Origin of the sequence: Enterococcus sp. ARL09-542 (assembly GCF_005234805.1) — a bacterium.
In the GTDB taxonomy this organism is placed as follows: Bacteria; Bacillota; Bacilli; order Lactobacillales; family Enterococcaceae; genus Enterococcus_D; species Enterococcus_D gallinarum.
In genome coordinates this window covers 167120-190165 of record NZ_QPQX01000006.1, presented here as the reverse complement: position 1 = coordinate 190165, position 23046 = coordinate 167120, and the positions used below count along the sequence as shown (strand labels likewise).

The window sequence follows — 23046 nt, the reverse complement described above, 5'->3', positions numbered from 1 at the left end:
TCCTGTCGCCAATTTTTAAGCTCTTGGATGAAATTGGCGGTAATTTTTTTGCAAGCTATCTTTTGTGACATGGGCATAGATCTGCGTCGTAGATAAGTTGGCATGGCCTAACAATTCTTGAACGGTCCGCATATCAGCCCCGTGATTTAATAAGTGAGTGGCAAATGTGTGCCTCAACATGTGGGGGTGGATCTTGCTGTCCAAACTACTTTTGCGAATGATTTGATTCAACACATACTCAATCCCCGTCGCTGTGATTCCGTCACCTAAATGATTGACGAAAATAATCTCATGCCGTTTGTGGTGTTTCTCCATCAACTGTTGGCGTCCAGCTGAGACATAGTCTCGCAACGCTTCTTGCGCATAGCTGCCAAAAGGAACATAACGATCCTTGTTTCCTTTCCCATGGATCAACAATACACCATTCTCCCAATCAACGTCTGACAAGGTTAGGTTGCTGCATTCGCTGACCCGCAGTCCGGATCCATACAGGATCTCCAACAAAGCTCGATTTCGTTGCTGCAAAGGTTCGTGCCCTTTTACACTTTCAAAAAGTGCCTCCATTTCTTTTTCATAAAAAAAACGCGGTAATTTTGCGTTCTTTTTCTTTAAGTGAATATAAGCGAATGGATTTTCTTTAATGACTTCGTGTTTCGTTAAAAAGTGATAGAACGACCGCAAACTGGCCATTTTACGGCTGATCGAATTGCGACTGTAATTGCGCTCATTCAAAAAACTAAGGTATACTCTGACGTCACGGTGATCAATGGCAAGAAAGTCTTCATTGCCAGACTCTTTTAAAAAACGAAAGAAATCCTCCATGTCTTCTTGGTAAGCAGACTTGGTCTTATCAGAATAGCCTCGTTCAACAATTAGATAACGAAAAAAATCATTTTGAAGTTCGTTCTCCGGCAAACTAATCCCCCATTTCACGACTCGAAATAACTGTATCATAGAGTTTTAAAAAAAACAAACGAATTGTCAGAATTTAACCAATATTTCAAAGTTTAGACATAATTATGAAAATTCTTTAAGGGAGAATTTAGAAAAGATCCGCAGATTTCTCGAAGCTTTTTTTGATTGTTATGATTTACACGAAAACTTGCGAAGGACTTGCCCCAAATTCAACTTGGCATATGCTTTGTCTACAGTTGCTTCTCACTGTGAACTAAGTAGAACTTGCGTTCCACTCTTTCCAGAGTCAGCCGTAGGGAATTCTTTCAAGGTTGCTACCCTCGCTTTGCTCCCCGCTGCTCATCATCAACTCTGCCTTGCTTCGCAAGCCACTCGTTGTGATTCGCAGCAAAAACGCACTCGTTTGAGTGCGTTGTTTGGGTTATTCGATTGGTTGGGTGTCATTGTCTGTGTTTGGTTGATTTTCTACTGGCTTTTGGCTTTCGATGGCTGCTACTAACTCTTTGTTTCCTTGTTTAGTAGACATGGTTTGATTAATGAGATTGACTAAATCGATGCCAGTTGTTTCTTTGATAGTATCAAATGTCCGTGCCAAGCCGGCTTCTCCCATGTCGTGGAGTCCGTCGTTGCTTCCAAAGCTGACCACTTTATCGATGTTGCTGAGTGGCGCATTAACTTCTTTGGCAATTTCAGGCAATACTTTGATGAATTCCATCAAAATACCTGCTTCATTCAGTTTAGTTAAAGCAATCGCCATTTTTTCGCGACTTTCGGCTTCTGCTTGACCGACTTTAGCGATTCTTTCAGCATCTGCCGAACCGAGTTTTTCGATTCTCTCTGCTTCTGCTTGGGCAGCTAGTTTAACTTTTTCAGCCTCTGCTTGGGCACGAGCAATTTCTCTTGCTTTATCTGCCAAGGCATTTTGTTCTACAACATATTTATCGGCTTCTGCTTTTTTACGGACTGTAGCATTCAATTCTTTTTCCGTCAGTTCAGCTTGCTTTTCTTGGATCTCGATGTTCTTTTCTTGTTCGATCAATTGGACTTTCATTTTTTCGCCCACAGCAATCTGTTCTGCTTTAGCATCTGCTACTTCCCGTTCTTGTTTGTATTGTGCTTGTTTCAATGCCATATCTTTCGTTGCTTCTGCGATTTCCGTTTGGCGACGAATTTCCTCGTGCTGTGCCAATTGTTCATTTTCGGCTTGCTTGATTCGTGTTTCTCTTAATGCATTTGATTCTGCAACTTCTGCATTCTTCTTCACTTCAGCAATCTGCGGTCGTCCTAAAGCATCTAAGTAGCCGTTACTGTCACTAACATCTTTGATCGTAAATGAAACGATCTCTAATCCCATTTTTTTCAAGTCGGTAGATGCGACTTCTTGTACTTGTTCCGCAAAATCATCTCGATTTTTGTAAATTGCTTCAACGGTCATTGTCCCTAGAATCGCCCGCAAGTGGCCTTCCAGTACTTCTTGTGCTTCATCTTCCAACTCGCCGGTTGATTTGCCTAAGTATTGTTCTGCAGCTGTTTTGATCGATTCCGTACTGTTACCAACTTTAACTAAAACCGTCGCACTTGCTTTGATCGGTACCCCTTGTTCGGTATAAACTTCTGGTGTGCCAATTTCAAGTTTATGCGTCAGTAAACTCAATTTATGTGCTTTTTGAACAATTGGGATCACGAATGTTCCGCTATTTTTTAAAATCTTGATGCCTTCTTTACCTAAAAATGACCCCGTTACGATCAACGCTTCATCTGGCTTGCCGATTCGGTAACGAATCATTAAAAATGCGATCAATAACACGACTAAAACGATGATCCATAAAATTGGATTACTTAAAAAATCTAATGCATTCCCTGTATCTAACACTTTCCAACACTCCCTATTCAATAAAATTGTGGTTTTCTACCACTAAAGCAATACCTTTTTTGTCAAAATCAACAATAATCACTTTGGTTCCGACTGGTAATTCTCGCTTTTCCCGAATATCCTCTTCTTTATAGAACTTTGCCGGATAAACAGAACGCGCTGTCTTACTGCCAATCTCCATCACTTCACCGAGGGTATTTCCGACGATCTTTTCTGTCAATTCACCAATCAAAAAATCTTCATGACCAAGAACATTGCTGCGATTTTTATCTGTCAAGCGATTGAAAAGCCACATAAACGGGCCTAGCAACAAACTGAAAAGCAGAAAAACGGCAAATATCAAAACAAATAGTACAATCAGCCAGCCCACTATTTGAATATAAGATGGAAACTGCTGCAGATACTCTTGAAGCAATGTGACCCATTCCCCAATCACGATCGTCACCACCTTCGCTATTGTTACTGTTAATCATATGATAACCGCTACCAAGTTTCAAGACAATTCAAAAAAAAACTTTCTCAACAATTTCTCGTGAGAAAGTTTTCGACATTTAATTTGCAACTGTTTCTTTGGCAGCCTCTAAAGCTGTAAGCGCACGATTAGCCAATGCCTCATAACGGGATTTTTTATCTTTGATTCGTTCGGGCAGTTCAGGAAGCAAGCCAAAATTGGCATTCATTGGTTGGAAATGTTTGCCTTCTGCATGCGTAATGTAATACGCCATGCTGCCGATTGTTGTTTCCTGCGGAAAGATGATTGGTTCTTCCCCTTTTGCAAGTTTTGCTGCATTGATTCCAGCTACTAGACCGCTAGCCGCACTTTCAACATACCCTTCTACTCCTGTCATTTGACCAGCAAAAAACAAGTCATCACGTTTGCGAGATTGATAGGTTTGTTGCAGAAGTTCTGGCGAGTTCATGAAACTATTCCGATGCATTACACCATAGCGGACAAATTCAGCTTGCTCTAATCCAGGGATCATCCGAAAGACCCGTTTTTGTTCTCCCCATTTTAGATGCGTTTGGAAACCTACAATGTTGTACAACGAGGCAGCAGCGTTATCTTGACGCAATTGGATCACTGCATAAGGCCGTTTGCCTGTCTTAGGATCTTCCAAACCAACAGGTTTCATTGGTCCAAACAACATCGTCTTTGGACCACGAGAGGCCATCACTTCAATTGGCATACAGCCTTCAAAGAATTTCTCTTTTTCAAACTCTTTCAAAGGAGCGACTTCGGCATTTACCAAGGCTTCACGAAAGGCATAAAATTCTTCTTCGTTCATCGGACAATTCAGGTATGCTGCTTCTCCTTTGTCGTATCGTGATTTCAAGTAAACTTTATCCATATCAATAGTTGATTTATCAATGATTGGCGCTGCGGCATCATAGAAATAGAAGCCTTCCGACCCATTGAATGCTTGAATCGCCTTGGATAACGGTTCTGAAGTCAATGGTCCAGTAGCGATTACCGTAATTCCTTCTGGGATTTCGGTGATCTCTTCTTCGATCACTGTTACCAACGGATGTTCTTTCACCCGCTTTGTAACTAATTCAGAAAAATCGTCCCGATCAACGGCTAGTGCACCACCAGCCGGAACCGCTGTCTGATCGGCCGAAGAGATAATAACCGAATTCAAGCGGCGCATTTCTTCTTTCAAAACACCTACTGCATTGGTTAAATTGTTTCCTCTAAGAGAATTTGTACAAACAAGTTCCGCAAAATTATTCGTATGATGGGCTTCTGTCGTTTTCTTAGGACGCATTTCATACAAATTGACAGCCACTCCTGCCTCAGCAGCTTGCCAAGCAGCTTCGCTTCCTGCTAATCCAGCACCAATTACATTGATTTTTTTCATACTTCGTCTCCTTTATAGTAAAAGAGTCTGTGCCAAAAGTCATCAAAACAAAAAATAACCCTTACATTGGCAGATGCTGATCTTCAGATCACCGTTTGTCTCTGCTTATTTTTTATTCTATTCCTTGTGTCACAGCTCTGTTTTTTGAAAAGGAACGCAGAAGTCTGCTGTCTCTCAGCAGATACTTCTTGCGCTCACTTCATTTTTTTATTGAGAGGTCAAAAACGATCGATAGCTTACTTTTGAACATCTTCCTCATAATCACCTTTGATACAAACGACTTGCTTGCCGCCTTTGACTTTCTTTTCAACCAAATAGTTGTCACATTTTGGACAGTTTCTGCCTACTGGTTTATCCCATGACGTAAAGTCACATTCTGGATAGCGTGTGCAGCCAAAGAAAATTCGGTTCTTCTTGGATTTTCTTTCAACAACTTGTCCTTGGTGACAAACTGGACATTCCACTCCGATTTCTTTGACGATCGGTTTTGTATTTCGACAATCTGGAAAATTGCTACAAGCATAAAATTTTCCATAACGACCTAGCTTGATGACCATTGGATGACCACAAATATCGCAATCGAAGCCAGCGGGTTCATCTTTTATCTGGATTTTCTCAATATTTTCTTCCGCATTGGATAATTCTTTTTCAAATGGTCGATAGAATTGGTCCACGACTTTGATCCATTCTTGTTTGCCCGCTTCAATACTATCTAAGCTGCTTTCCATCTCGGCTGTGAAATGGGTATCGACGATTTGAGGGAAGAATTCCTCAATCAACGAATTAACGATTTCTCCCAATTCAGTTGGTTCAAAACGTTTTTGAGTTAATTTAACGTAATAGCGCCGTTGGATCGTTTCTAAAGTTGGTGCATAAGTCGATGGACGCCCTACACCATTTTCTTCTAAAGTTTTGATCAACGTTGCTTCGCTAAAACGAGCAGGTGGTTGTGTGAAGTGTTGTTTTGGTTCGATAGAGATCGACTGAACAACGTCCCCTTCGTTTAATTCCGGCAAAATATTCTCTTTGTCTTCTTTGCCGTCATCTCGTCCCTCAACATACACTTGCATAAATCCTTTAAATTTGATTTTGGATCCGTTAGCTATGAATATGACGCCATTCTGCTGTAGCGTCACTTTCATTGTATCCAAAATCGCAGGAGTCATTTGGCTGGCTACAAAACGAGACCAAATCAAGCGATAGAGTTTCAACTGATCTTTGTCCAAGTACTTTTCCATTTCTTCTGGTGTACGCATGACGCTTGTAGGACGTACAGCCTCGTGGGCATCTTGCGCCCCTTGTGCATTCTTGATTTTCTTGCCACCATGAGCTGAAAAAGCTGAGCCATAGGTTGTTTCGATGAATTCCGCCGCTTCTCCTTTAGCTGTATCCGCGATCCGTGTAGAATCGGTACGCATATAGGTGATCAACCCCACCGTTCCTTGCTTGCCTAATGGGATTCCTTCATAAAGCTGTTGGGCTACCATCATTGTTTTACGTGTACGGAAATTCAGTTTGCGGGCTGCCTCTTGTTGAAGACTGCTGGTTGTAAAAGGAGCCGAAGGATTGCGCTTTCGTTCTTTCTTTTCTACCTTGGTCACTTGGTAATCTTTGCCATCTAAACGATCGGTCACTTCTTTGATGCTTTCAGCGTTTGGTAGTTTTTTCTTTTTACCATCTAGCCCCCAGAAAGTCGCCTTGAACTTTTTCGTTGCTTTTTTAAAGTTGCCATCGATACTCCAGTATTCTTCAGGTATAAACTCGCGGATTTCTTTTTCGCGATCAATGATGATTTTCAATGCTACTGACTGAACACGGCCCGCACTCAATCCTTTTTTGACTTTGCGCCATAAAATTGGACTAATTGAATAACCTACCAGACGGTCCAATACCCGACGAGCTTGCTGCGCATCTACTAAATCGACATCAATCGTACGAGGTTCTTTGAACGCAGCTTTAACTGCATCTTTTGTGATTTCATTAAAAACGACCCGGTTCTTTTCTTTTAAATCTAGTCCTAGCAAGAAAGCTAAATGCCAAGCAATAGCTTCCCCTTCTCTATCCGGGTCACTTGCGAGATAAACTTTTTCTGCTTTTTTAGCTGCAGAACGAAGGCTCTTGATGACATCGCCTTTGCCGCGAATCGAGATGTAATGAGGTTCATAGTCATTTTCGACGTCAATGCCCATTTTGCTTTTCGGCAAATCACGAATATGTCCAACACTCGCAACAACTTTATAGTTGCGCCCGAGGTATTTTTCAATGGTTTTCGCCTTTGCTGGCGACTCCACGATCACTAGATATTTATATGCCATATAAAAAATGGCTCCTTCCTTCATTTTTTCCTACTATAATATATTCGGCAAACAATCCACTTGCTTTCCAAACATCCAAATCGTAGCTTATCATAGCTTTCAGAAAAAGTTTTGTCAAGAAAGGATCATCATAAGTTCAAAAGCCTAAGGCAATTCTTCTAAGATATCTTCTGCTGTCAGCGTGCATTTTGCTCCATCTTGAATCAACTGATGACACCCCTTTGATCGATCGGTCAAAGCTTCTCCAGGCACGGCAAATACATCCTTCCCATTTTCTAAAGCCAACTGTGCAGTAATCAAAGAGCCACTCTTTTCTTTGGCTTCAATCACACAAACTGCCTGTGCGATTCCCGCAATCAGTCGATTCCGCATGGGAAAATGATGTTTATGCGGCAATGTTCCTCGCGAATATTCACTAACCAGCAAATGTTCCTGCTTGATCTGAGAATAAAGACGTTGCGAACTCTTAGGATAACACTGATCCAGTCCCGTTCCTATAACTGCAATGGTTTGTCCACCACTTTCAATCGCTGCTTCATGGGCGAAACTATCTAATCCCTGGGCAAGGCCGCTAATGATCAAGTACTTCTTTTTCACTAGTTCCGGAATGATTTTTCTACAAATCTGCTGACCGTAGCTTGTCGCTTGTCTAGCACCGACAACAGCCAGTGAAGGCTTTTGGAGTAATGCCAGATTTCCTTCGTAAAAGAGGATCAATGGTGGATCAGCGATTTTTCTCAGTGCAGGTGGGTAGTCTTTTGAAAAAAAGGTGATAAATGACTGGTCGGCCATTTTTTCCGCTAAGTCACTCTCTGTCAACTGATGCCACGACTGTTGAAAACGACGAATATTGCGTGTGATCCCTGTCATTTGAATAACTTCTTCAGCCGTTATAGTCCAATTTTCTTGTGCGAGGCAGCCTTTGACCACCTGCCACTGACTTTGAATACCGACTCCTTGTACAAATGACAAGCGAAGGAGGATTTTATCGAAGGGCGTACATTCCTGATAGTACATAAAACAACCTCATTTCTAAAGAATCTCACTAATAAGATTCGTAAAAATGAGGCTGTTTGATGAATTATTTTACATACTGTTTTACTGGTGCAAACGTTTTGCGATGGATAGGACAAATCCCATGGGCAGCTAATCCTTCTAAATGGGTTTTCGTACCGTAACCAGCATTTTGATCAAATCCATAATGAGGAAAAACACCATGATAATCTTTCATTAAATTATCCCGAAATACCTTAGCCATGATACTTGCAGCAGCGATAGTGATCGACCGCGCATCCCCTTTGATCAGACTGGTCTGAGGAATATCGGTATCAAGCGTCATAGCGTCCACCAATAAATGCTCTGGTGTAATCGATAAGTCAGCTAGCGCTCGTTTCATCGCATTCTTACTGGCTTGATAAATGTTCACACGATCAATTTCCTCATGATCTGCAATACCGATGCCAATCGCTACCGCTTTATTTTGGATCTCAATAAATAATTCTTCTCTTTTTTTCGCAGAAAGTTGTTTCGAATCATTCAAGCCAATGATCCCGCAATTCTTCGGTAAAACCACTGCCGCGGCAACTACAGGCCCAGCTAACGGTCCCCGGCCGACTTCATCTAAACCGGCAACAAACCGAAGCCCTTTCTGATAGAGTTCTTGTTCAAATACAGACATTTCTGCATATTTTTCTTGCATTTGTCGCTGTTTACGCTGCTGATTTTGATACTTGGTAATCAGCTTTTGGACACCAGAGCGTTCGTCTGCCATCAGTTGAGCCACATAAGCCGGGTCAACCTCCTCGGCAAATAGTCGCTCTTTGATAGTTTTAATCGGCTCTTTCATCTTTTTCACCTAACTCCTCGTAACGATCTAATGTGTACCTTCCCAGCTTCCCTTGTCGAATATCAAAAACGACTAATTCACTACCGCGATCATAATTGTCTTTGTAGCCACGTTTTTCAGTGATCTTCATCAATAGTTCTGGTGCTAGACATTGTTCTTCTACCGCAGAAAGTGAATAACGCTGAGCAATTCTTCCTTCATAGTAGCGAGCAAAAAAGTCTAACCCAAACAGAGCAATATCATCTAAATGGATGAGTTGATCTTTGATAGCGCCAGTCAAAGCTAATTTTTTGCCAATCTCAGGATCTTCAAATTTAGGCCAGAGAATTCCTGGTGTATCCAGCAATTCCAATTCTGTACCAAAACGCAACCATTGTTGTCCTTTGGTAACACCTGGTTTATTCCCAGTCTGAGCAATTTTTTTGCCGACTAAGCGATTCATCAATGTTGATTTTCCTACATTAGGAATCCCAATGACCATTGCTCTTATCGGACGTGGTTTGAGCCCACGAGCTTTGTCACGAGCAATTTTTTCTTGCAGAACTTCCTTTGCTTTAGGAACGATCATTTTGATTCCTTGACTATCCTGAGCATTGATCGCCATGGCTAAGAAACCTTGTTTTCTAAAATAGCCTTCCCAGAGTTTTGTTTGCTGAGGGTCAGCCAAGTCTGCTTTATTGATCAAGATCAAGCGTGGCTTTTGTTGTAAAATTTGATCCAGCATGGGGTTTCTTGAAGAAACGGGGAGACGAGCATCTACAAGTTCAAACACGATGTCGACAAATTTTAGTTTTTCGCTTACTTCACGTTTTGCTTTGGCCATGTGGCCTGGAAACCATTGAATGGTACTCATAATTAATTTCCTTTCATACCAGTCTTTTTCAGACATTGTTTTGGCTTTCTCTTAAAAGTATCGGACGAATCGAGAAAATTTCCTGATTGCCGAGTATCCTACGCATTTTAACACGAATTGGTTTAATTGGAAATACTACCTGCCAATCACCTGCAACTATACCTATGAGACGCGTATTGTAGTGGTGATTTGCTCATTCAACCTGCTCTTACAGTCCAGCAAATTTCCAAAAAATGGCCAAAAACTGCCCAACTACGCTGACTATTCTGTTATATGCCATTATTTGGCTGATTCCACAGCCTTTCCTTGTTAATTCATTCACTAGAATCACTTGGCAGACTAATTTAAAAATACCATGAGGGGATTTGGCCCACGGCTCAATTCATTCTGTCACTCAGTGTCAGTCCAAGAGAACTTGCTGGCTTGTGAAAGTAGCTAAAATTAGGAAAAAGTAGCTAAAAGTAGCTAGCTGAGTGTCAGGATGTAGGAAGCCAACTTTTTTTGAGAAAAAGACCAATTTTCAGCCTAGTTAAAATTATACTTCATTTTACGTCTTTTACTCAAATCATCTTATCAATTTTGAAGAAAAAATGCCAAAAGTCTGACAGAATTACAACACTGTAAAAAATTTTATCGTTATTTCTAGAACATTTTTTTCACATTGCTCAAGCAAGCGGCTACCTCGTTTGAATATATAAGTAATAGAAATAAAACGAAATGCAGCTATGTATCGTAGCTAAGTACTAAGATCAACAAAATCGAAAAGATCAAACCTTTTTGAAACCAAGAGGTTCCCATCGCTCATACTGATTTATGAAAACAATGAAAACAAAAAAATCTAGAAAGAATTTACTTCTTTCTAGATCGCCATCATTTCTTATTAAAGTGCGTATCGATACAAGTTTTGATGAAAAAAAATACAAATGAAATGAATAGAAAACTAATTTTTACTCATGATTCTCCCTTTTGATACTCTCACCGTTGGAGTTAATGACTTGCCGATACCACTCAAAGGAATCTTTTTTCTTACGCATATAGGACCCTGTTCCATCATCTTGTTTGTCGACATAGATAAATCCATAGCGTTTTTTCATCTCACCTGTCGTAGCACTGACTAAATCGATCGGCGCCCACGTTAGATAACCGATACAGTCTACCTGATCCTCTTCAACTGACAGCAACAATTGCTCGACATGTCTGTGCAAGTAATCAATGCGATACGCATCGTGAACATGCCCATCTTCTGCGATTTCATCCACTGCACCTAGTCCGTTTTCAGTAATCATGATTGGTAATCCGTATTTTCGATAAGTGTAATTTAACAAATACCGCATGCCAATCGGATCAATCGTCCATCCCCACTTACTGCTTTCCAAATAAGGATTTTGCAGACCGCCAAATAAAGCACTTTTTCCTTCCGATGCACCTTCATATTCTGCGACAGAAGACGCATAGTAATTCATGCCAATAAAATCAATTTTGCCCTCAGCAAACACTTTTTTATCTGACTCAGAGATCACGATTTTTATGCCTTGATCTGCATATTCTTCCAGTTTGTATTGGGGAAACAGACCATTGCACATTGCATCGATCTGATAGAAGTCACGATCCATTTGTTTATAGGCATTTAGAACATTGACGGGATCACAATTTGCTGGATAGACTGGCTCGATACCAAAAACACAGCCAATTTGGAAGTTTTCATCAATTTCATGTCCCATTTTGACAGCAGCACAACTTGCAAGCGTCATATTGTAGCCAATCATGGCTAATGTCTGGGCCTTAGCATCGATTTCAGAGTACTTTAATCCGGCAATGATATAGGTAAAGATATCACTAGCCTCACTTTGAGAATCGATATGGTTCATCTCATTAAAAGTGGCCCAGTATCTGACTTTTCCTTTGAATGCTTCAAACATCGTGTGACAAAAGCGCAAATAGAAATCAACGACTTTGCGATTTGTCCATGAACCATATTCTGTCACTAGATGAATCGGCATTTCGAAGTGATAGAGCGTAATGATCGGTTCGATACCATGTTTTAATAGCGTGTCAACGACTCGATGATAAAAATCGATACCGGCTTGATTTGGTTCTGCTTCGTCCCCTTTAGGATAAATTCTTGACCAATCGATAGAAATCCGTAATGCCTTGAATCCCATTTCCGCAAACAAAGCAATATCTTCTTGATAACGATGATAAAAATCGATGCCTGTATGAGAAGGATAAACCTTGTTAGCAAGAAGTTCTTTATCGATCTCACGAGGCTGTTCATAGCTGCCTACTGTGACATAGTCCATAATAGCTGGGCCTTTGCCATCTTCCTGCCAAGCACCTTCACATTGATGAGCGGCAATGCTGCCGCCCCATAAAAAATCATTTCTTAACTTCATCTGCTCACCTTTTCTATCTTCTTTATTACGGTTTCTATTGCAAGACAATATTTAGTAAATCATCCGACTTTACCAACTGGTTATTGGATGTTGGGATCACATCAAGAAAATCATTCGTATTCGTAATGACCACAATAGTCGTTGGATCATACCCGGCTTCACGAACTTTTTCAAAATCTACTTCACCGATTGGTTGTCCTGTCCTCACACGATCACCTTGCTTCACATTCATCGTAAAATACTTGCCTTCTAACGAAACAGTGTCGATACCAATATGGATCAAGACCTCAACGCCTTGGTCACTGCGAAGACCAATCGCGTGTTTGGTAGGAAAGACTGTTAGCACTTCCCCATCGATTGGCGAATGAATCACATGACTTATAGGTTTGATACCGATTCCTTTCCCTAAAGCACCAGTTGAAAAAGCTTGGTCATTGATTTCATTGAGAGGAACCACTTCTCCTTCCACTACACTTTTTAAAGCAGTAGAACGAATCATTTCAGAAGATACAGGTTGTTCTTTCTCTTTAACCGCCGGTACTTCATCACTTTCTACTGGAATCCCTAACATATAGGCTGCGATAGTCGCACCAATAAAACTGATCGCAACCGCTGCCACCATTAACCAAAGATTCATGAAGTCGCCTTCGCCAATATAGGCAGGTAATCCAAATAATCCCCAAGCAATTGAATAAGCTTTGACACCTGTTAAACCGGCGAACAGTCCCCCTAAACCTCCACCGATCATCACAGCAATAAACGGACGACGGAATTTAACGAATACACCATAGATGGCTGGTTCGGTAACTCCTAAAATGGCGGATAAAGTCACGGTCCCAAATAGTTGTTTTTGTTTCAAGTTGCGAGCACGCAAGAAGTATCCAAGCATTGCTCCGCCGACAGCGATGTCAGAGATTGTACATGATGAGATAAACGCTGGATCATATCCATTCGCTGCAATCAATGAAGCCACAACAGGCATAATGAAATTGCCGGCGCCTAACATAATGATGAATGGCTGTAATGCAGAATAGAGCATCATCACAAACCAGCTACCTATCGTGTCCATCAATAGATTGAAGAAGCCAATGATGCCTTCCCCAATATAAAACCCTAATGGACCAAAAACCAGGAGTGTGGCTGGCAAAGTAATCAGCATGATCACTAAAGGAGACATAAAGTACTGCAAACTTTTAGGAATGACTTTTTTGGCAAACTTTGTTACATAGCCCATGAACCATACTGCTAATAAAATCGGGATAAAGCTATTTGAATAAGTGATCTGTGGTAACCCAATACCAAATAAACTCAATCCTGAAACATTGTTGATCGGTTCAGATAAAATGGTTGCTGCTAAAGCCACTGCTAGATAAGGGCTGGCGCCTAATCGTTTGGCACAGCTCATCGCCATTAAAATAGGTAAGAAATAAAAAACAGCCGACCGTAATGCATCAAAAATTTGATACGTTGAGCTATCTGTCGAAATCAAACCGGTTAATGAAATAATTGAAAGAAATGCGGCTAATAAACCTGCACAGATGATTGGTTCTAAAATGGGATTCATTGATTCCGAAATCACATCTAGCATCGCCTTGATCGGATTTTTCTTCGTTTTTGACTGGTCTGCTTCGTCTCCTGACATTCCCAGTTGGTCAATTAAATCTTTGTAAACATCGTTTACATGGGTTCCTACGATAATTTGATAAGCAACATTATTGCTTACCACATCAATAACCCCTTCCAGCTCTTGCAATTTTTTTGTATCTGCTTTTGAGCGATCTTTTAAAGTAAAACGAAGACGAGTCATGCAGTGCACAACAGCTTGAATATTGGCTTTTCCGCCAACTAATTTGATGATTTGCTCGTTGAAATCATGGTATTGATTCATGTCATTCTCCTCTTTCTGTTACACGATTGATGTGGATCATTAAGTAGGTGTACTCTTCTTGTGTCAGGTAACTGTTGAACTTTCCTTTGACATAGATCTCAATTTTTTCAACCGCGGCAAATGCTTCCGGATACATTGCTTTCACTTGTTTATAAAGTTGAGACTCATTGTCGGAATAGGTCTGGTTGTTCCGCAATCGTTCGATGAAATACTGGAGATGGGTCACAAGACGCATATAATTCATGCTGTTTTCATCTAAAGTAATCGTAAAATGATATTTGATAATATTCAGCATATCCCGCAACGTTTCCATATCAGCTAATTGTTCATCAAACTTTGCTTTCGTTTCCTGCAAGTTAACAAAATGTAAGGCAATGGCAACGGCTTCATCTTCAGGAAAATCGACTTGAAAGGTTTGATTGATCCTTTCCAAGGCTTCTAACCCAATTTTGTAATAACTGGGATAGAATTTTTTTACCTCCCAAGTCAATGGACTCCTCAAATATTGATCTTTTTTTGCCCGTTTCAATGCAAAGGATAAATGATCTAACAAAGCTAAATAAAGATAATCATTGGCACTTTTGCCGATTTCTTTTTCTCCATATTGTACGAGCTCGTTTACAAGCAGGATCAATTGATCATCGGCGCGAGATAAGAGGTAGCTAAAATGCTCTAATCGATCTTGGCTATCTAAGACAAAGGTCTTTTCTACTTCAGAGTCAGAAATATGTTGGCCAACTTTTTTCTTGAATGCGACTCCTGTTAAGTAGATGATCGACTCATGCCCTCCTCTATCCACTAAGGCAACATTATTATTGATAATCTTTTTAACTTTCATTCGTTTCTCCTTTCCAGAAAAAAGAACTCAGAATAAATATCAAATAAACTTTACAAAAGAAAGTGTACTTGATATATATTCTGAGTTCTGCCTGATCGTCTCAGTAACATAACTCAAGAAACAGCTGCGGCGCTATTTCTCGTTCCTTTTTCTAACTTACAGCCAAAGTATATCAGCTTAAAATGGCACTGTCAACGCTTACTTATAAAATTATTTCTTGCTTGTTCGTTTCAATAGAATAACGAAAAACAACAAAGTAAGTGTTAAATAATTATGTAAAGAACATGACACAAGAACAGCATTTTATTATCAAGCAAAGGATCCAACAACATTGATTTCTGCAGAAAAATACTAGCTGCTATTAAAAACATCATCTACTCATATTTTTTGAAAGTAGCGATACCTACGCAAAAATATGAATAAATGATGTTTTTGTTTTTCATTATATAAAGCGCATATGGGTTAGTGGGTAATAAACAAAACGAGCATTTCCTAAAATCGCATCTCCAGAAATGGCACCAAATGATCGGCTGTCTTTAGAGGCACGACGATTGTCACCTATCACGAAATAGCTGTCTTTCCCCAGCTTTTCAACGCCCAACAATGACTGTAGATCAAAGTCATTCGTATAAGAGACATTTTCGTGATCATTCTTTCGATTTTTCACTAGGAAATTCTCATCTACCGGCTGATCATTAACATATAGTTGATCATTTTCGTAACGAATGGATTCACCAGGCAATCCAATCACTCGCTTAATATAGGTGGAACCATCCGGCATTTGAAAAACGACGACATCAAATCGCTTGATGAGTGAGATTTTCTCGATCAAAACCATATCACCCTGTCTTAAGGTACCTTCCATTGAATTTCCGCCCACCGGTACAGGGATCAGCAAGAATGCACGAATCAGGAATGCAGAGGCCAATGCAATAATCGCGTATTTAATGATGAACCAAAAGCGATCGATCCAGATTTTTCTTCGCTGCATGATGTCCCTCCTCTTTTACTTTGTTACTACTTTGATAATAACTCGACAGCTTTCAAATAAGCATGATCTTCTTGTTTTAATTGATCCGTCACAGCTTTCTCAATTGCTTGTGCTGTTTCTGCATTCACTTTCCCTGTCACTTCCAGCTCAGCTTTTTGCTGAACGGCTTGAACGGCTGATACGGTGGTTTGGTCAAATGTATCTCCGGTGGTCCGATAACCTAGTGCAGAAAGAAACTGATTCAACCGATCAACTGCTTCTGAGCTTTGCCCTTCTTTCAATTCTTTGTCTCTTGGTAATGGAGCTAAATAGGCATACTCAGGAAAATCTGCTTGATGATCTGGCATTACACCTTGCTCATTGACCCATTCTTCATTTGGCGTCAGCCACTTCATGACCGTCATCTTTAACTCACTATTGTCTCCTAATTCTTTTACATTTTGTACAGTTCCTTTACCAAAGGTTTCTGTACCAACAACTGGTATATCTGCGGATTCTTGCAACGCAGCTGCAAAAATTTCTGCGGCCGATGCACTGCCGCCATCAACCAAGACGACAACCGGTTCTGTGACTTTGAATCCTTCATCAAGAGCAGCACTTGCCTTCGTTTCACTTATGACACCACTATCATCTGCAAACTTAACGATCGTTTTTCCATCTTCTAAAAACATGCTAGCCATGATCTGTACTTGATCTAAAAGTCCACCAGGATTTTGCCGGACATCCAGAATAAATGATTTTGCTCCTTTCTTTCTCAGTGACTCAATTCCTTCTTTTAATTCGGAGGCAGTACTTTCACCAAAAGTCGTAATTTCGATTTTCCCGATTTTTTTCTCACTATCAAGGTCTGTATGAACAGTATCCACTGGAATCGTATCTCGTGTAATCGATACGTCAAAGGTCTCTTTTTCCCGTTGGATCGTCAACTTGACTGTGGTCCCTTTTTTGCCACGAATGTTGTTTACGACCTCTGTTAATGACAGGCCTTTCGTTTCTTTCCCATCCACTTTCAAAATACGATCGTTTAGACGCAAACCGTTTTTCTCAGCTGGGGAGTTCTTGATAGGGGCTTGTGCCACTTCTGGATAGTCGTTGACAAGGGTAAGGGTGGCGCCAATTCCTTCAAAACTGCTTGATAAAGACTGATCCAATTCATTGGCTGCTGATTCACTAAGATACGTTGTATAAGGATCACCTAATGCATCGGTCATTCCTTTTAATGCCCCTTCGACCAAGACATCCTCATCTACTTCTTGGTAATAATTGGCACGAATTTGGTCAAAAAGCGTTTGAACTTTTTCCAGTTCATTTGATGTCGCCACTGTGGGCTGATTCTGTGGGGATTGTGTTGCAGCCGTACTTTTTTGCCAAATGTAGACACCGCCTCCCGAGAGGATCGCGACACAAATCAGTGAGATCACATAACGGTGAAAAGAAACATTTTTCATAGAAAGACACCTTTCTGTCCATTAATTTTTTAGCCTCTAGTGTAAAAAGAGAGGAAGTTTCCACTCCACTCTCTCTTATTTATTATCCTCCACATACTGTTCCCAAATACGATCAAAAATATCCATAGAAGGCAAATAATCGACGTTCAATTCTAAATAAGAAGAAACTTCATCATAATCGTCGGTATGTTTTGGGAATTGAATATCATGACTTGCATGTGTCGCAAAGATCTGTGCCTCATCAGTATGACTAGGCCCTTTGATGGCCATTAAATAAGTATAAAAACTTTTACGCATGCGTATTCTCCCAGTGATCCTCAAGAAAAGCTGCTCGTCTCGCATGATTGCGAGCAAAATTTTCAGGATGCTTTTTGTAGTATTCTTGATGCTCTTCTTCTGCCAAATAAAAAGGTTGTGCAGGTTCGATACTCGTTACGATTGGGGCATTAAAGCGACCCGATGCTTGCAAAGCGGCTTTGCTTGCTTCTGCTTTTTGTTTTTGTTCCTCATTGAAATAGAAGATGACTGGTCGGTAATTGTCTCCTCGATCTTCAAACTGCCCAAAAGCATCCGTGGGATCCGTCTGTTGCCAATAAATAGTCAATAATTCCTCAAAACTGATTTTTTCTGGATCAAAAATGATCTCAACAGCCTCTGTATGACCGGTTTTATGACTTTTTACTTCCTCGTAGGTCGGGTCAACCGTGTGTCCAGCCGTATACCCGGAAAAGATGGACTGTACTCCTTCTAACTCATCAAAAGGCTGAATCATACACCAGAAACACCCTCCCGCAAAAATTGCTCGTTCCATTATTTGTCCTCCGTTTCTGCTGGCAGATAGAGACTCATTTGGATCTCATCATCTACTAGATTGATTTTATTCGCTTTGATAAACAAGCCGTTTTGCATGCGGAATTGATCCAAGCGAATCAAAATAATTTGTTCATCCGCATTGACCTCGATCCACTCTGGAAACTTGAAGCTGCGCTTGATCATTTTTAACACTTCACTGGTCGGCAGATCTAAAGTACCAATTGATAAACTTTTGGCTTTTAACTGAACATTGCCTTCTTCGGTGACATAAGGATCAAAGTATAAGTAAAATGTGATTGGAAAGTTCAGCACTTTAAATTGACCTGTCAGTAGTGCCTCATTTCTCAACTCGAAATTGTATTTTACTTCTTGATCTTTCTGAAAATCAGTTAAATAGAAATCGATCAATTGATTGACTTGACTCTTATTACTGTTGATGGTCAAAACAGGATTACCGTCTCGTTTGACTAGTTCTGCACTTTCTGAGATCCCAGATTCACGTTGTTGAAACACCCGTGAAGCAAAAAAGACAGTTGTTCCCAACAGAATGCCTACTAAAACTAGAAAAGCAATTTTCCAGCAATTCATTTTTTTGATTGGACTTTTTTTATCCACATCATTAGTTTCTTGTTTCATTATTTTTCCTCCTTCATCAGCCAAACATTTTGGGTTTTGATTAATTCATCACGAACAGCATTCGCCATTAGCTGATACCCTAGATTGTTTGGATGGAAACGATCCCCATCATACAGTACATTGTTGGTCACTTTTGTTCCCCCAGTTTCTGAAGTACCGGTCATACCGTTGGTGGTGGAAGTTGTGGTATCCGAAGTTTCTGCTGATCCTGAAGCGCCTGCTTCAGAAGAATCCGTATCTGCGATCCCAACTTCGTCACTTAGTCCTTGGTATAGCAAGTCATTGATTGGGATAAAATAAGCATTTTGCTGTTGTTTGACAAATGTTTCTGTTGCTTTGTTCCAATTATCAATAATCGTTTGCATATCAGTAATTTCTGGAAAATTTAAATAAAAAGGATTATATATCCCTAACACATAAATGGGTGCTGTTTCATTCAGTTGACGAATCTGCTCAAACATCTCTACTAATCGTTCTTGATAGTCGGCCATGGGTTTGGTAAAAGAATCGACACTCAAACCAAAAAAATTAGTTTGAATCACTTTTAATACATCATTCCCGCCGACGGTCAATGTAATCAAGTCAGCCTTCTTTAGGTCACTGCGCAATTCTTTGTCTTTGTTCACTCGTTTCAGGATTTGATCGCTGCGCTCTCCAGCAATTCCATAGTTCGTCGTCACAACATTTGCTAAATGATACCGATCTTGCAAATCGGCTGCAACGATGGGCACAAATCCTCCTTGTTGCGTCTCATCACCGACTCCTTCAGTCAGCGAATCGCCTAAGGCCATGTAATTGATCACATTTTTGGTCTTTCCCTCTTCTGCCGTTCTCGCAACTGGTGTGAGCAATGGTTGCGCTTTTGGAATCAAAAAATGACCGAGCATTCCAGTACCTAAAGCTACGATCAATACAACTGAAAGATAAATTGCTACTTTTTTCCACTTCACGGATCTTCAATCTCCTAACCTATAATCTAAGCTATTTTATCAAAATTCTCATTAAATTCATAGTCGAAATGTTTTGATTGACGAGAAACTCAATCAACGAAGAGCAGCGAAGTATGAAGCAATTTCTACCCATCTGCTTGATTCGAGTCCCGCTTCATCAACTGCTCGGCTACTCATTGTACTCATTGTTTCGTCTGCAGTTGCTTCTAAACTTACATTAAAAAGAATGTAAAAGTCATTTTTCGAGTGACAACCATAATGATTCTTTTCAAGGTCGCGCTCGCTTGGCTCGCCATTGCTCATCATCAACTCTGTCTTGCTTCGCAAGCCAATCATTGTGATTCTTTTCAAGGTTACTACGCTCGCTCAGCTCGCCTAGTACTGCTCATCATCAATTCTGTCTTGCTTCGCAAGCCAATCATTGTGATTCGCAGCAAAAAGCGATTCGTGTTTACGAATCGCTTGGATACTGTCATTAAAATTATTCGGTGTAATACGTAATGGCGAATGCGCCTTTGCCGGTATGGGTAGCGATGATTGGGGTGGTATGAAGTAGTGGAATATTCATTTCTGGGAAGAGTTGCTGCAATTCTTTTTTGAATTGTTCTGTGATCTCTAACCCCTCTGCATGAGAGATCCCTATTTGTTTCACATTCGGCATGCGTTTCAATTCGTCTTTCAATTCTTCAAACCACTTATTAAATGTTTTTACACCGCGTCCTTTTACGATTGGAATCAATTCTGAATGGTCGAAATCCATAATCACTTTCATATTTAATAAACTGGATAATAACCCTTTGGCACGACTGATTCGACCGCCTTTTACCAGATTTTCTAATGTAGAGACACCAATAAATAATTTGGTATTTTCTCGAACTTTGTCAACTTCCGGCAAAACTTCAGCTAATGTCTTGCCTTCTTGTGCTAATTGAGCTGCCCGAATCACTTGGAACGACAATGCTTGATCTGTCGTATCACTATCGATCACTGTCACATTTGCTTTCGACAAATTACTTGCTTGTCTGGCAGCTTCGACAGTTCCACTCAGACCCTTTGTCATATGTATCGATAAAACGTCACTACCATCTTTTCCTAATTCATCGAACAGTTCCACAAAATGGCCAATCGGTGGTTGGCTCGTTTTTGGAAGTTCTTTTGCTTGTGCCATCATTTGCATGAATCGTTCTCCGGGCAATGAATCATCATCTGGATAAACCATCCCATCGATCATTACAGATAACGGAACTACATGGATATTCAATTGGTCTCGAACGGTTGGCTCCATCGTACAGGAGGAATCCGTTACAACTTTAAGCTTTGCCATCATACATTCACTCTCTCTTTAAATCAAGTCTCTTTTCGTGGTAAAATAACCATAGACCATTTATAATCAGTATAACAGAGAGAAAAAATTTTTTCATCTTATTTAAATTCGAAGGGAAGGTGCTTGATGGATCATATGAAATTTACACGACGCTACTTGATTCTGAATGAGGTACTCAATGCGGTGACCCATGGTATCGGATTTGGATTAAGTATAGCTGGACTCGTTATTCTTTTGATTAAAGGGGCTCGATTAGATTCCCCTATTCACATCATTTCCTATGCGATTTATGGCTCTATGATGATTTTGTTATTCTTATTCTCTACGCTCTTCCATAGTTTGATGTTCACACGAGCAAAAAAAGTTTTCCAAGTCTTTGATCACGCCTCGATTTTTTTATTGATCGCAGGCAGTTATACGCCGTTTTGCTTGCTGAGTATTCAAGGTTGGTTGGGCTGGACACTTTTCATTTTGATTTGGTTGTTAGCCATCAGCGGGATCGTTTATAAGTCACTCACACTGCATAAAAAAGAGACGGTTTCAAAAATATCCACACTAATTTATATTATTATGGGCTGGCTCTGCGTGATTGCATTTAAACCATTGATTGCTTCACTGGGTTTTTGGGGTACCTTTCTGTTAACAAGCGGTGGTGTCTCTTATACCGTCGGCGCATTATTCTACAGTATCAAATCCGTACGCTTCATGCATGTGGTTTGGCATTTGTTTGTTATGCTCGGAGCTGGACTAATGTATTTTTCCGTTCTTTGGTTTACATGATCCAACCCACTTTTACTTAAATAAGGCAGCTGCTACAACCATATGTTGTAACAGCTGCCTTATTTATTTTTTCTGCTTACTATAAAACTCAAACCGGTGCGGATAGATGTTCTTTTCATCCACTACGCCTTCTATGACTTTATCCAAATGCCAGTTTGACCAATCGATCTCAGGAAAGTAGACATCTCCGGTAAATGTCTCGTCGATCACTGTTCGATACAACTGATCGCAATCTTCGATCATCGATTCGAAAACTCCAGAACCCCCAGTTAGAAACACAGGATGATCTTGCTGTGCAGTATAATCCAAGACTTCTTGTCGATCATGCATAACTAATACGCCTTCTGCTTCATATGCTGTGTCACTGGTCAAAACGATTGTTGTTCGATTTGGCAATGCTTTTTTCTTCATGCCCTCAAACGTTTTTCGCCCCATAATGAGCGAATTTCCAGTAGTTTGTTCTTTGAAGAATTTCAGATCGTTTGGCAAATGCCATGGCAATGTGCCGTTTTCTCCAATCAAACCATTTTTGTCTTGTGCCCAAAGTGCAATCAACATGTTTCAAAACTCCCTTTCTAGATAAAGTGAATCTGCAATAGCCGCTGCAATCTGCAGCCTTCTCATTAATTGATAAGCAGGCTGTGCTTGCAGATGATCGGTATTTCTTTCTTTATAACACAAGCCTTCGCACGCTTGATAAAAAATATGCCCTCCATGATGCTTCACTTTGGTTGGCCATTCGCCATCCGTCCATCTTGAAGAATCTGCGGATACTAGTAAAGGAATCAATTCCGCAGAAAACAAGACACTGCCGGCGGTAATATCAAGACCCTTGATATGAAAAACTTCCGCTGCAATTTCATTGACCAGCTTTTCTGTCCGCTGCCAAGCAGTTGGATGGCTTAGGAAGGCTTTCTTTGTACGTCCTAATATACAGAAAGTGTTCGTAGGAAACGGCTGACAGCTCAAAGCTGACAGTTCATCTGGGTATTCCTCACACCAAGTGATCAAACGATCAAAATCACATAATTGAAAGGAAGCGAGTTGCGGAAATGCCTTTCCAGCGCGTGCCACAGCTTGCCGACGTGCTGGACCAGCACCGACTGCTGGCAATTCAAAGAGATAGATCTGGGGCGGCAGCTGCCATAAATACCGCTTGATTTCAGGTTTCGTTACTTCAGAAACTGCTAAAATGACTTGCGAAAAATAAGAACGAAGGATCGTAATTGTTTTTTCTACATCTGATAATGAAATGGTATCTTTTGACGTAATATGCAGCGTTGCGACGATTCCCCGCTGTAAATCGTTTGTCATCTATCTTCTC

General features: G+C 40.5%; 22 protein-coding genes. 1 reads left to right on the top strand and 21 read right to left on the bottom strand.

From position 1 onward, the window contains the following. Positions 1-15: 15 nt before the first annotated feature. The 19 genes from xerC to DVW06_RS08890 all read right to left on the bottom strand — a co-directional run bounded on the left by xerC (position 16) and on the right by DVW06_RS08890 (position 20942). Positions 16-954, bottom strand: a complete 939-nt coding sequence (gene xerC, locus DVW06_RS08980) for a tyrosine recombinase XerC (RefSeq protein WP_238696175.1) — start codon at positions 952-954, stop codon at positions 16-18. A 382-nt stretch (positions 955-1336) separates the two neighbouring features. Beyond that, the gene (locus tag DVW06_RS08975) at positions 1337-2788 is read right to left on the bottom strand and encodes a flotillin family protein (RefSeq protein ID WP_137264570.1); all 1452 of its coding nucleotides are present in this window, start codon (positions 2786-2788) and stop codon (positions 1337-1339) included. A gap of 13 nt (positions 2789-2801) precedes the next feature. After that, a complete protein-coding gene (locus DVW06_RS08970) occupies positions 2802-3227 on the bottom strand; it encodes a hypothetical protein (protein WP_029486957.1) in 426 nt (141 codons plus the stop codon). A 112-nt stretch (positions 3228-3339) separates the two neighbouring features. Next, positions 3340-4647, bottom strand: a complete 1308-nt coding sequence (gene trmFO / locus DVW06_RS08965) for an FADH(2)-oxidizing methylenetetrahydrofolate--tRNA-(uracil(54)-C(5))-methyltransferase TrmFO (protein ID WP_003126978.1) — start codon at positions 4645-4647, stop codon at positions 3340-3342. A 236-nt stretch (positions 4648-4883) separates the two neighbouring features. Further along, positions 4884-6962, bottom strand: a complete 2079-nt coding sequence (gene topA / locus DVW06_RS08960) for a type I DNA topoisomerase (RefSeq protein ID WP_117474597.1) — start codon at positions 6960-6962, stop codon at positions 4884-4886. 144 nt (positions 6963-7106) lie between these two features. Next, complete coding sequence (dprA, locus tag DVW06_RS08955; RefSeq protein ID WP_117474598.1) at positions 7107-7979, bottom strand: DNA-processing protein DprA; 873 nt, start codon at positions 7977-7979, stop codon at positions 7107-7109. A gap of 64 nt (positions 7980-8043) precedes the next feature. Further along, complete coding sequence (locus DVW06_RS08950) at positions 8044-8808, bottom strand: ribonuclease HII (protein ID WP_117474599.1); 765 nt, start codon at positions 8806-8808, stop codon at positions 8044-8046. Then, on the bottom strand, positions 8792-9661 hold the full coding sequence (ylqF, locus tag DVW06_RS08945; RefSeq protein WP_005472279.1) for a ribosome biogenesis GTPase YlqF: 870 nt from the start codon (positions 9659-9661) through the stop codon (positions 8792-8794). Before ylqF ends, DVW06_RS08950 begins: the two co-directional genes overlap by 17 nt. A gap of 947 nt (positions 9662-10608) precedes the next feature. Continuing rightward, positions 10609-12054 (bottom strand): family 1 glycosylhydrolase, encoded by a 1446-nt coding sequence (locus DVW06_RS08940; RefSeq protein WP_041119067.1) that lies wholly within the window; start codon positions 12052-12054, stop codon positions 10609-10611. Positions 12055-12088: 34 nt separating this feature from the next. After that, positions 12089-13942, bottom strand: coding sequence for a PTS beta-glucoside transporter subunit IIBCA (locus DVW06_RS08935; protein WP_003126972.1), 1854 nt, complete (start codon positions 13940-13942; stop codon positions 12089-12091). A 1-nt stretch (position 13943) separates the two neighbouring features. Beyond that, positions 13944-14780, bottom strand: coding sequence for a PRD domain-containing protein (locus tag DVW06_RS08930; RefSeq protein WP_003126971.1), 837 nt, complete (start codon positions 14778-14780; stop codon positions 13944-13946). A gap of 442 nt (positions 14781-15222) precedes the next feature. Then, positions 15223-15771: a signal peptidase I gene (gene lepB, locus DVW06_RS08925; protein ID WP_137264569.1), complete on the bottom strand. Its 549-nt coding sequence runs from the start codon at positions 15769-15771 to the stop codon at positions 15223-15225. Between the two features lie 26 nt (positions 15772-15797). After that, positions 15798-17219 carry a S41 family peptidase gene (locus DVW06_RS08920; RefSeq protein WP_003126968.1) on the bottom strand — a complete coding sequence of 474 codons (1422 nt, stop codon included), beginning with the start codon at positions 17217-17219 and terminating at the stop codon, positions 15798-15800. A 75-nt stretch (positions 17220-17294) separates the two neighbouring features. Beyond that, positions 17295-17516, bottom strand: coding sequence for a YozE family protein (locus tag DVW06_RS08915; RefSeq protein WP_003126967.1), 222 nt, complete (start codon positions 17514-17516; stop codon positions 17295-17297). Then, positions 17509-18030: a peptide-methionine (S)-S-oxide reductase MsrA gene (gene msrA, locus DVW06_RS08910; RefSeq protein ID WP_003126966.1), complete on the bottom strand. Its 522-nt coding sequence runs from the start codon at positions 18028-18030 to the stop codon at positions 17509-17511. The genes DVW06_RS08915 and msrA overlap by 8 nt, the downstream gene beginning before the upstream one ends. Next, entirely contained in the window at positions 18030-18668 is a 639-nt protein-coding gene (locus DVW06_RS08905) for a YpmS family protein (RefSeq protein ID WP_137264568.1), read from the bottom strand. The genes msrA and DVW06_RS08905 overlap by 1 nt, the downstream gene beginning before the upstream one ends. Further along, complete coding sequence (locus DVW06_RS08900; RefSeq protein ID WP_285926961.1) at positions 18668-19597, bottom strand: SGNH/GDSL hydrolase family protein; 930 nt, start codon at positions 19595-19597, stop codon at positions 18668-18670. Before DVW06_RS08900 ends, DVW06_RS08905 begins: the two co-directional genes overlap by 1 nt. A gap of 114 nt (positions 19598-19711) precedes the next feature. Then, on the bottom strand, positions 19712-19969 hold the full coding sequence (locus DVW06_RS08895) for a hypothetical protein (RefSeq protein ID WP_227760699.1): 258 nt from the start codon (positions 19967-19969) through the stop codon (positions 19712-19714). Positions 19970-20099: 130 nt separating this feature from the next. Further along, entirely contained in the window at positions 20100-20942 is an 843-nt protein-coding gene (locus DVW06_RS08890) for a DegV family protein (RefSeq protein ID WP_034704768.1), read from the bottom strand. Between the two features lie 126 nt (positions 20943-21068). Here DVW06_RS08890 and trhA point away from each other — a divergent pair, with 126 nt between their 5' ends. Continuing rightward, positions 21069-21722, top strand: coding sequence for a PAQR family membrane homeostasis protein TrhA (gene trhA, locus DVW06_RS08885; RefSeq protein ID WP_096710822.1), 654 nt, complete (start codon positions 21069-21071; stop codon positions 21720-21722). A 63-nt stretch (positions 21723-21785) separates the two neighbouring features. On the opposite strand, the gene DVW06_RS08880 is transcribed toward trhA, so the two are convergent. Together DVW06_RS08880 and DVW06_RS08875 are read right to left on the bottom strand one after the other, a co-directional pair. Beyond that, positions 21786-22280, bottom strand: a complete 495-nt coding sequence (locus tag DVW06_RS08880) for a dihydrofolate reductase (protein WP_003126959.1) — start codon at positions 22278-22280, stop codon at positions 21786-21788. A 3-nt stretch (positions 22281-22283) separates the two neighbouring features. After that, positions 22284-23036, bottom strand: a complete 753-nt coding sequence (locus DVW06_RS08875; protein WP_029486969.1) for a hypothetical protein — start codon at positions 23034-23036, stop codon at positions 22284-22286. Positions 23037-23046: the final 10 nt, after the last annotated feature.

What these genes read in the sequence shown, in the direction of transcription:
- trmFO (WP_003126978.1), bottom strand. Translation starts at nt 4,647, where the DNA reads ATGAAAAAAATCAATGTAATTGGTGCTGGATTAGCAGGAAGCGAAGCT.
- msrA (WP_003126966.1), bottom strand. Translation starts at nt 18,030, where the DNA reads ATGGAACGAGCAATTTTTGCGGGAGGGTGTTTCTGGTGTATGATTCAG.
- ylqF (WP_005472279.1), bottom strand. Translation starts at nt 9,661, where the DNA reads ATGAGTACCATTCAATGGTTTCCAGGCCACATGGCCAAAGCAAAACGT.
- DVW06_RS08930 (WP_003126971.1), bottom strand. Translation starts at nt 14,780, where the DNA reads ATGAAAGTTAAAAAGATTATCAATAATAATGTTGCCTTAGTGGATAGA.
- DVW06_RS08890 (WP_034704768.1), bottom strand. Translation starts at nt 20,942, where the DNA reads ATGGCAAAGCTTAAAGTTGTAACGGATTCCTCCTGTACGATGGAGCCA.
- trhA (WP_096710822.1), top strand. Translation starts at nt 21,069, where the DNA reads ATGGATCATATGAAATTTACACGACGCTACTTGATTCTGAATGAGGTA.
- DVW06_RS08905 (WP_137264568.1), bottom strand. Translation starts at nt 18,668, where the DNA reads ATGAAACAAGAAACTAATGATGTGGATAAAAAAAGTCCAATCAAAAAA.
- DVW06_RS08915 (WP_003126967.1), bottom strand. Translation starts at nt 17,516, where the DNA reads ATGCGTAAAAGTTTTTATACTTATTTAATGGCCATCAAAGGGCCTAGT.
- dprA (WP_117474598.1), bottom strand. Translation starts at nt 7,979, where the DNA reads ATGTACTATCAGGAATGTACGCCCTTCGATAAAATCCTCCTTCGCTTG.
- DVW06_RS08935 (WP_003126972.1), bottom strand. Translation starts at nt 13,942, where the DNA reads ATGAATCAATACCATGATTTCAACGAGCAAATCATCAAATTAGTTGGC.
- DVW06_RS08920 (WP_003126968.1), bottom strand. Translation starts at nt 17,219, where the DNA reads ATGAAAAATGTTTCTTTTCACCGTTATGTGATCTCACTGATTTGTGTC.
- topA (WP_117474597.1), bottom strand. Translation starts at nt 6,962, where the DNA reads ATGGCATATAAATATCTAGTGATCGTGGAGTCGCCAGCAAAGGCGAAA.
- DVW06_RS08940 (WP_041119067.1), bottom strand. Translation starts at nt 12,054, where the DNA reads ATGAAGTTAAGAAATGATTTTTTATGGGGCGGCAGCATTGCCGCTCAT.
- DVW06_RS08875 (WP_029486969.1), bottom strand. Translation starts at nt 23,036, where the DNA reads ATGACAAACGATTTACAGCGGGGAATCGTCGCAACGCTGCATATTACG.
- lepB (WP_137264569.1), bottom strand. Translation starts at nt 15,771, where the DNA reads ATGCAGCGAAGAAAAATCTGGATCGATCGCTTTTGGTTCATCATTAAA.
- DVW06_RS08950 (WP_117474599.1), bottom strand. Translation starts at nt 8,808, where the DNA reads ATGAAAGAGCCGATTAAAACTATCAAAGAGCGACTATTTGCCGAGGAG.
- xerC (WP_238696175.1), bottom strand. Translation starts at nt 954, where the DNA reads ATGATACAGTTATTTCGAGTCGTGAAATGGGGGATTAGTTTGCCGGAG.
- DVW06_RS08880 (WP_003126959.1), bottom strand. Translation starts at nt 22,280, where the DNA reads ATGTTGATTGCACTTTGGGCACAAGACAAAAATGGTTTGATTGGAGAA.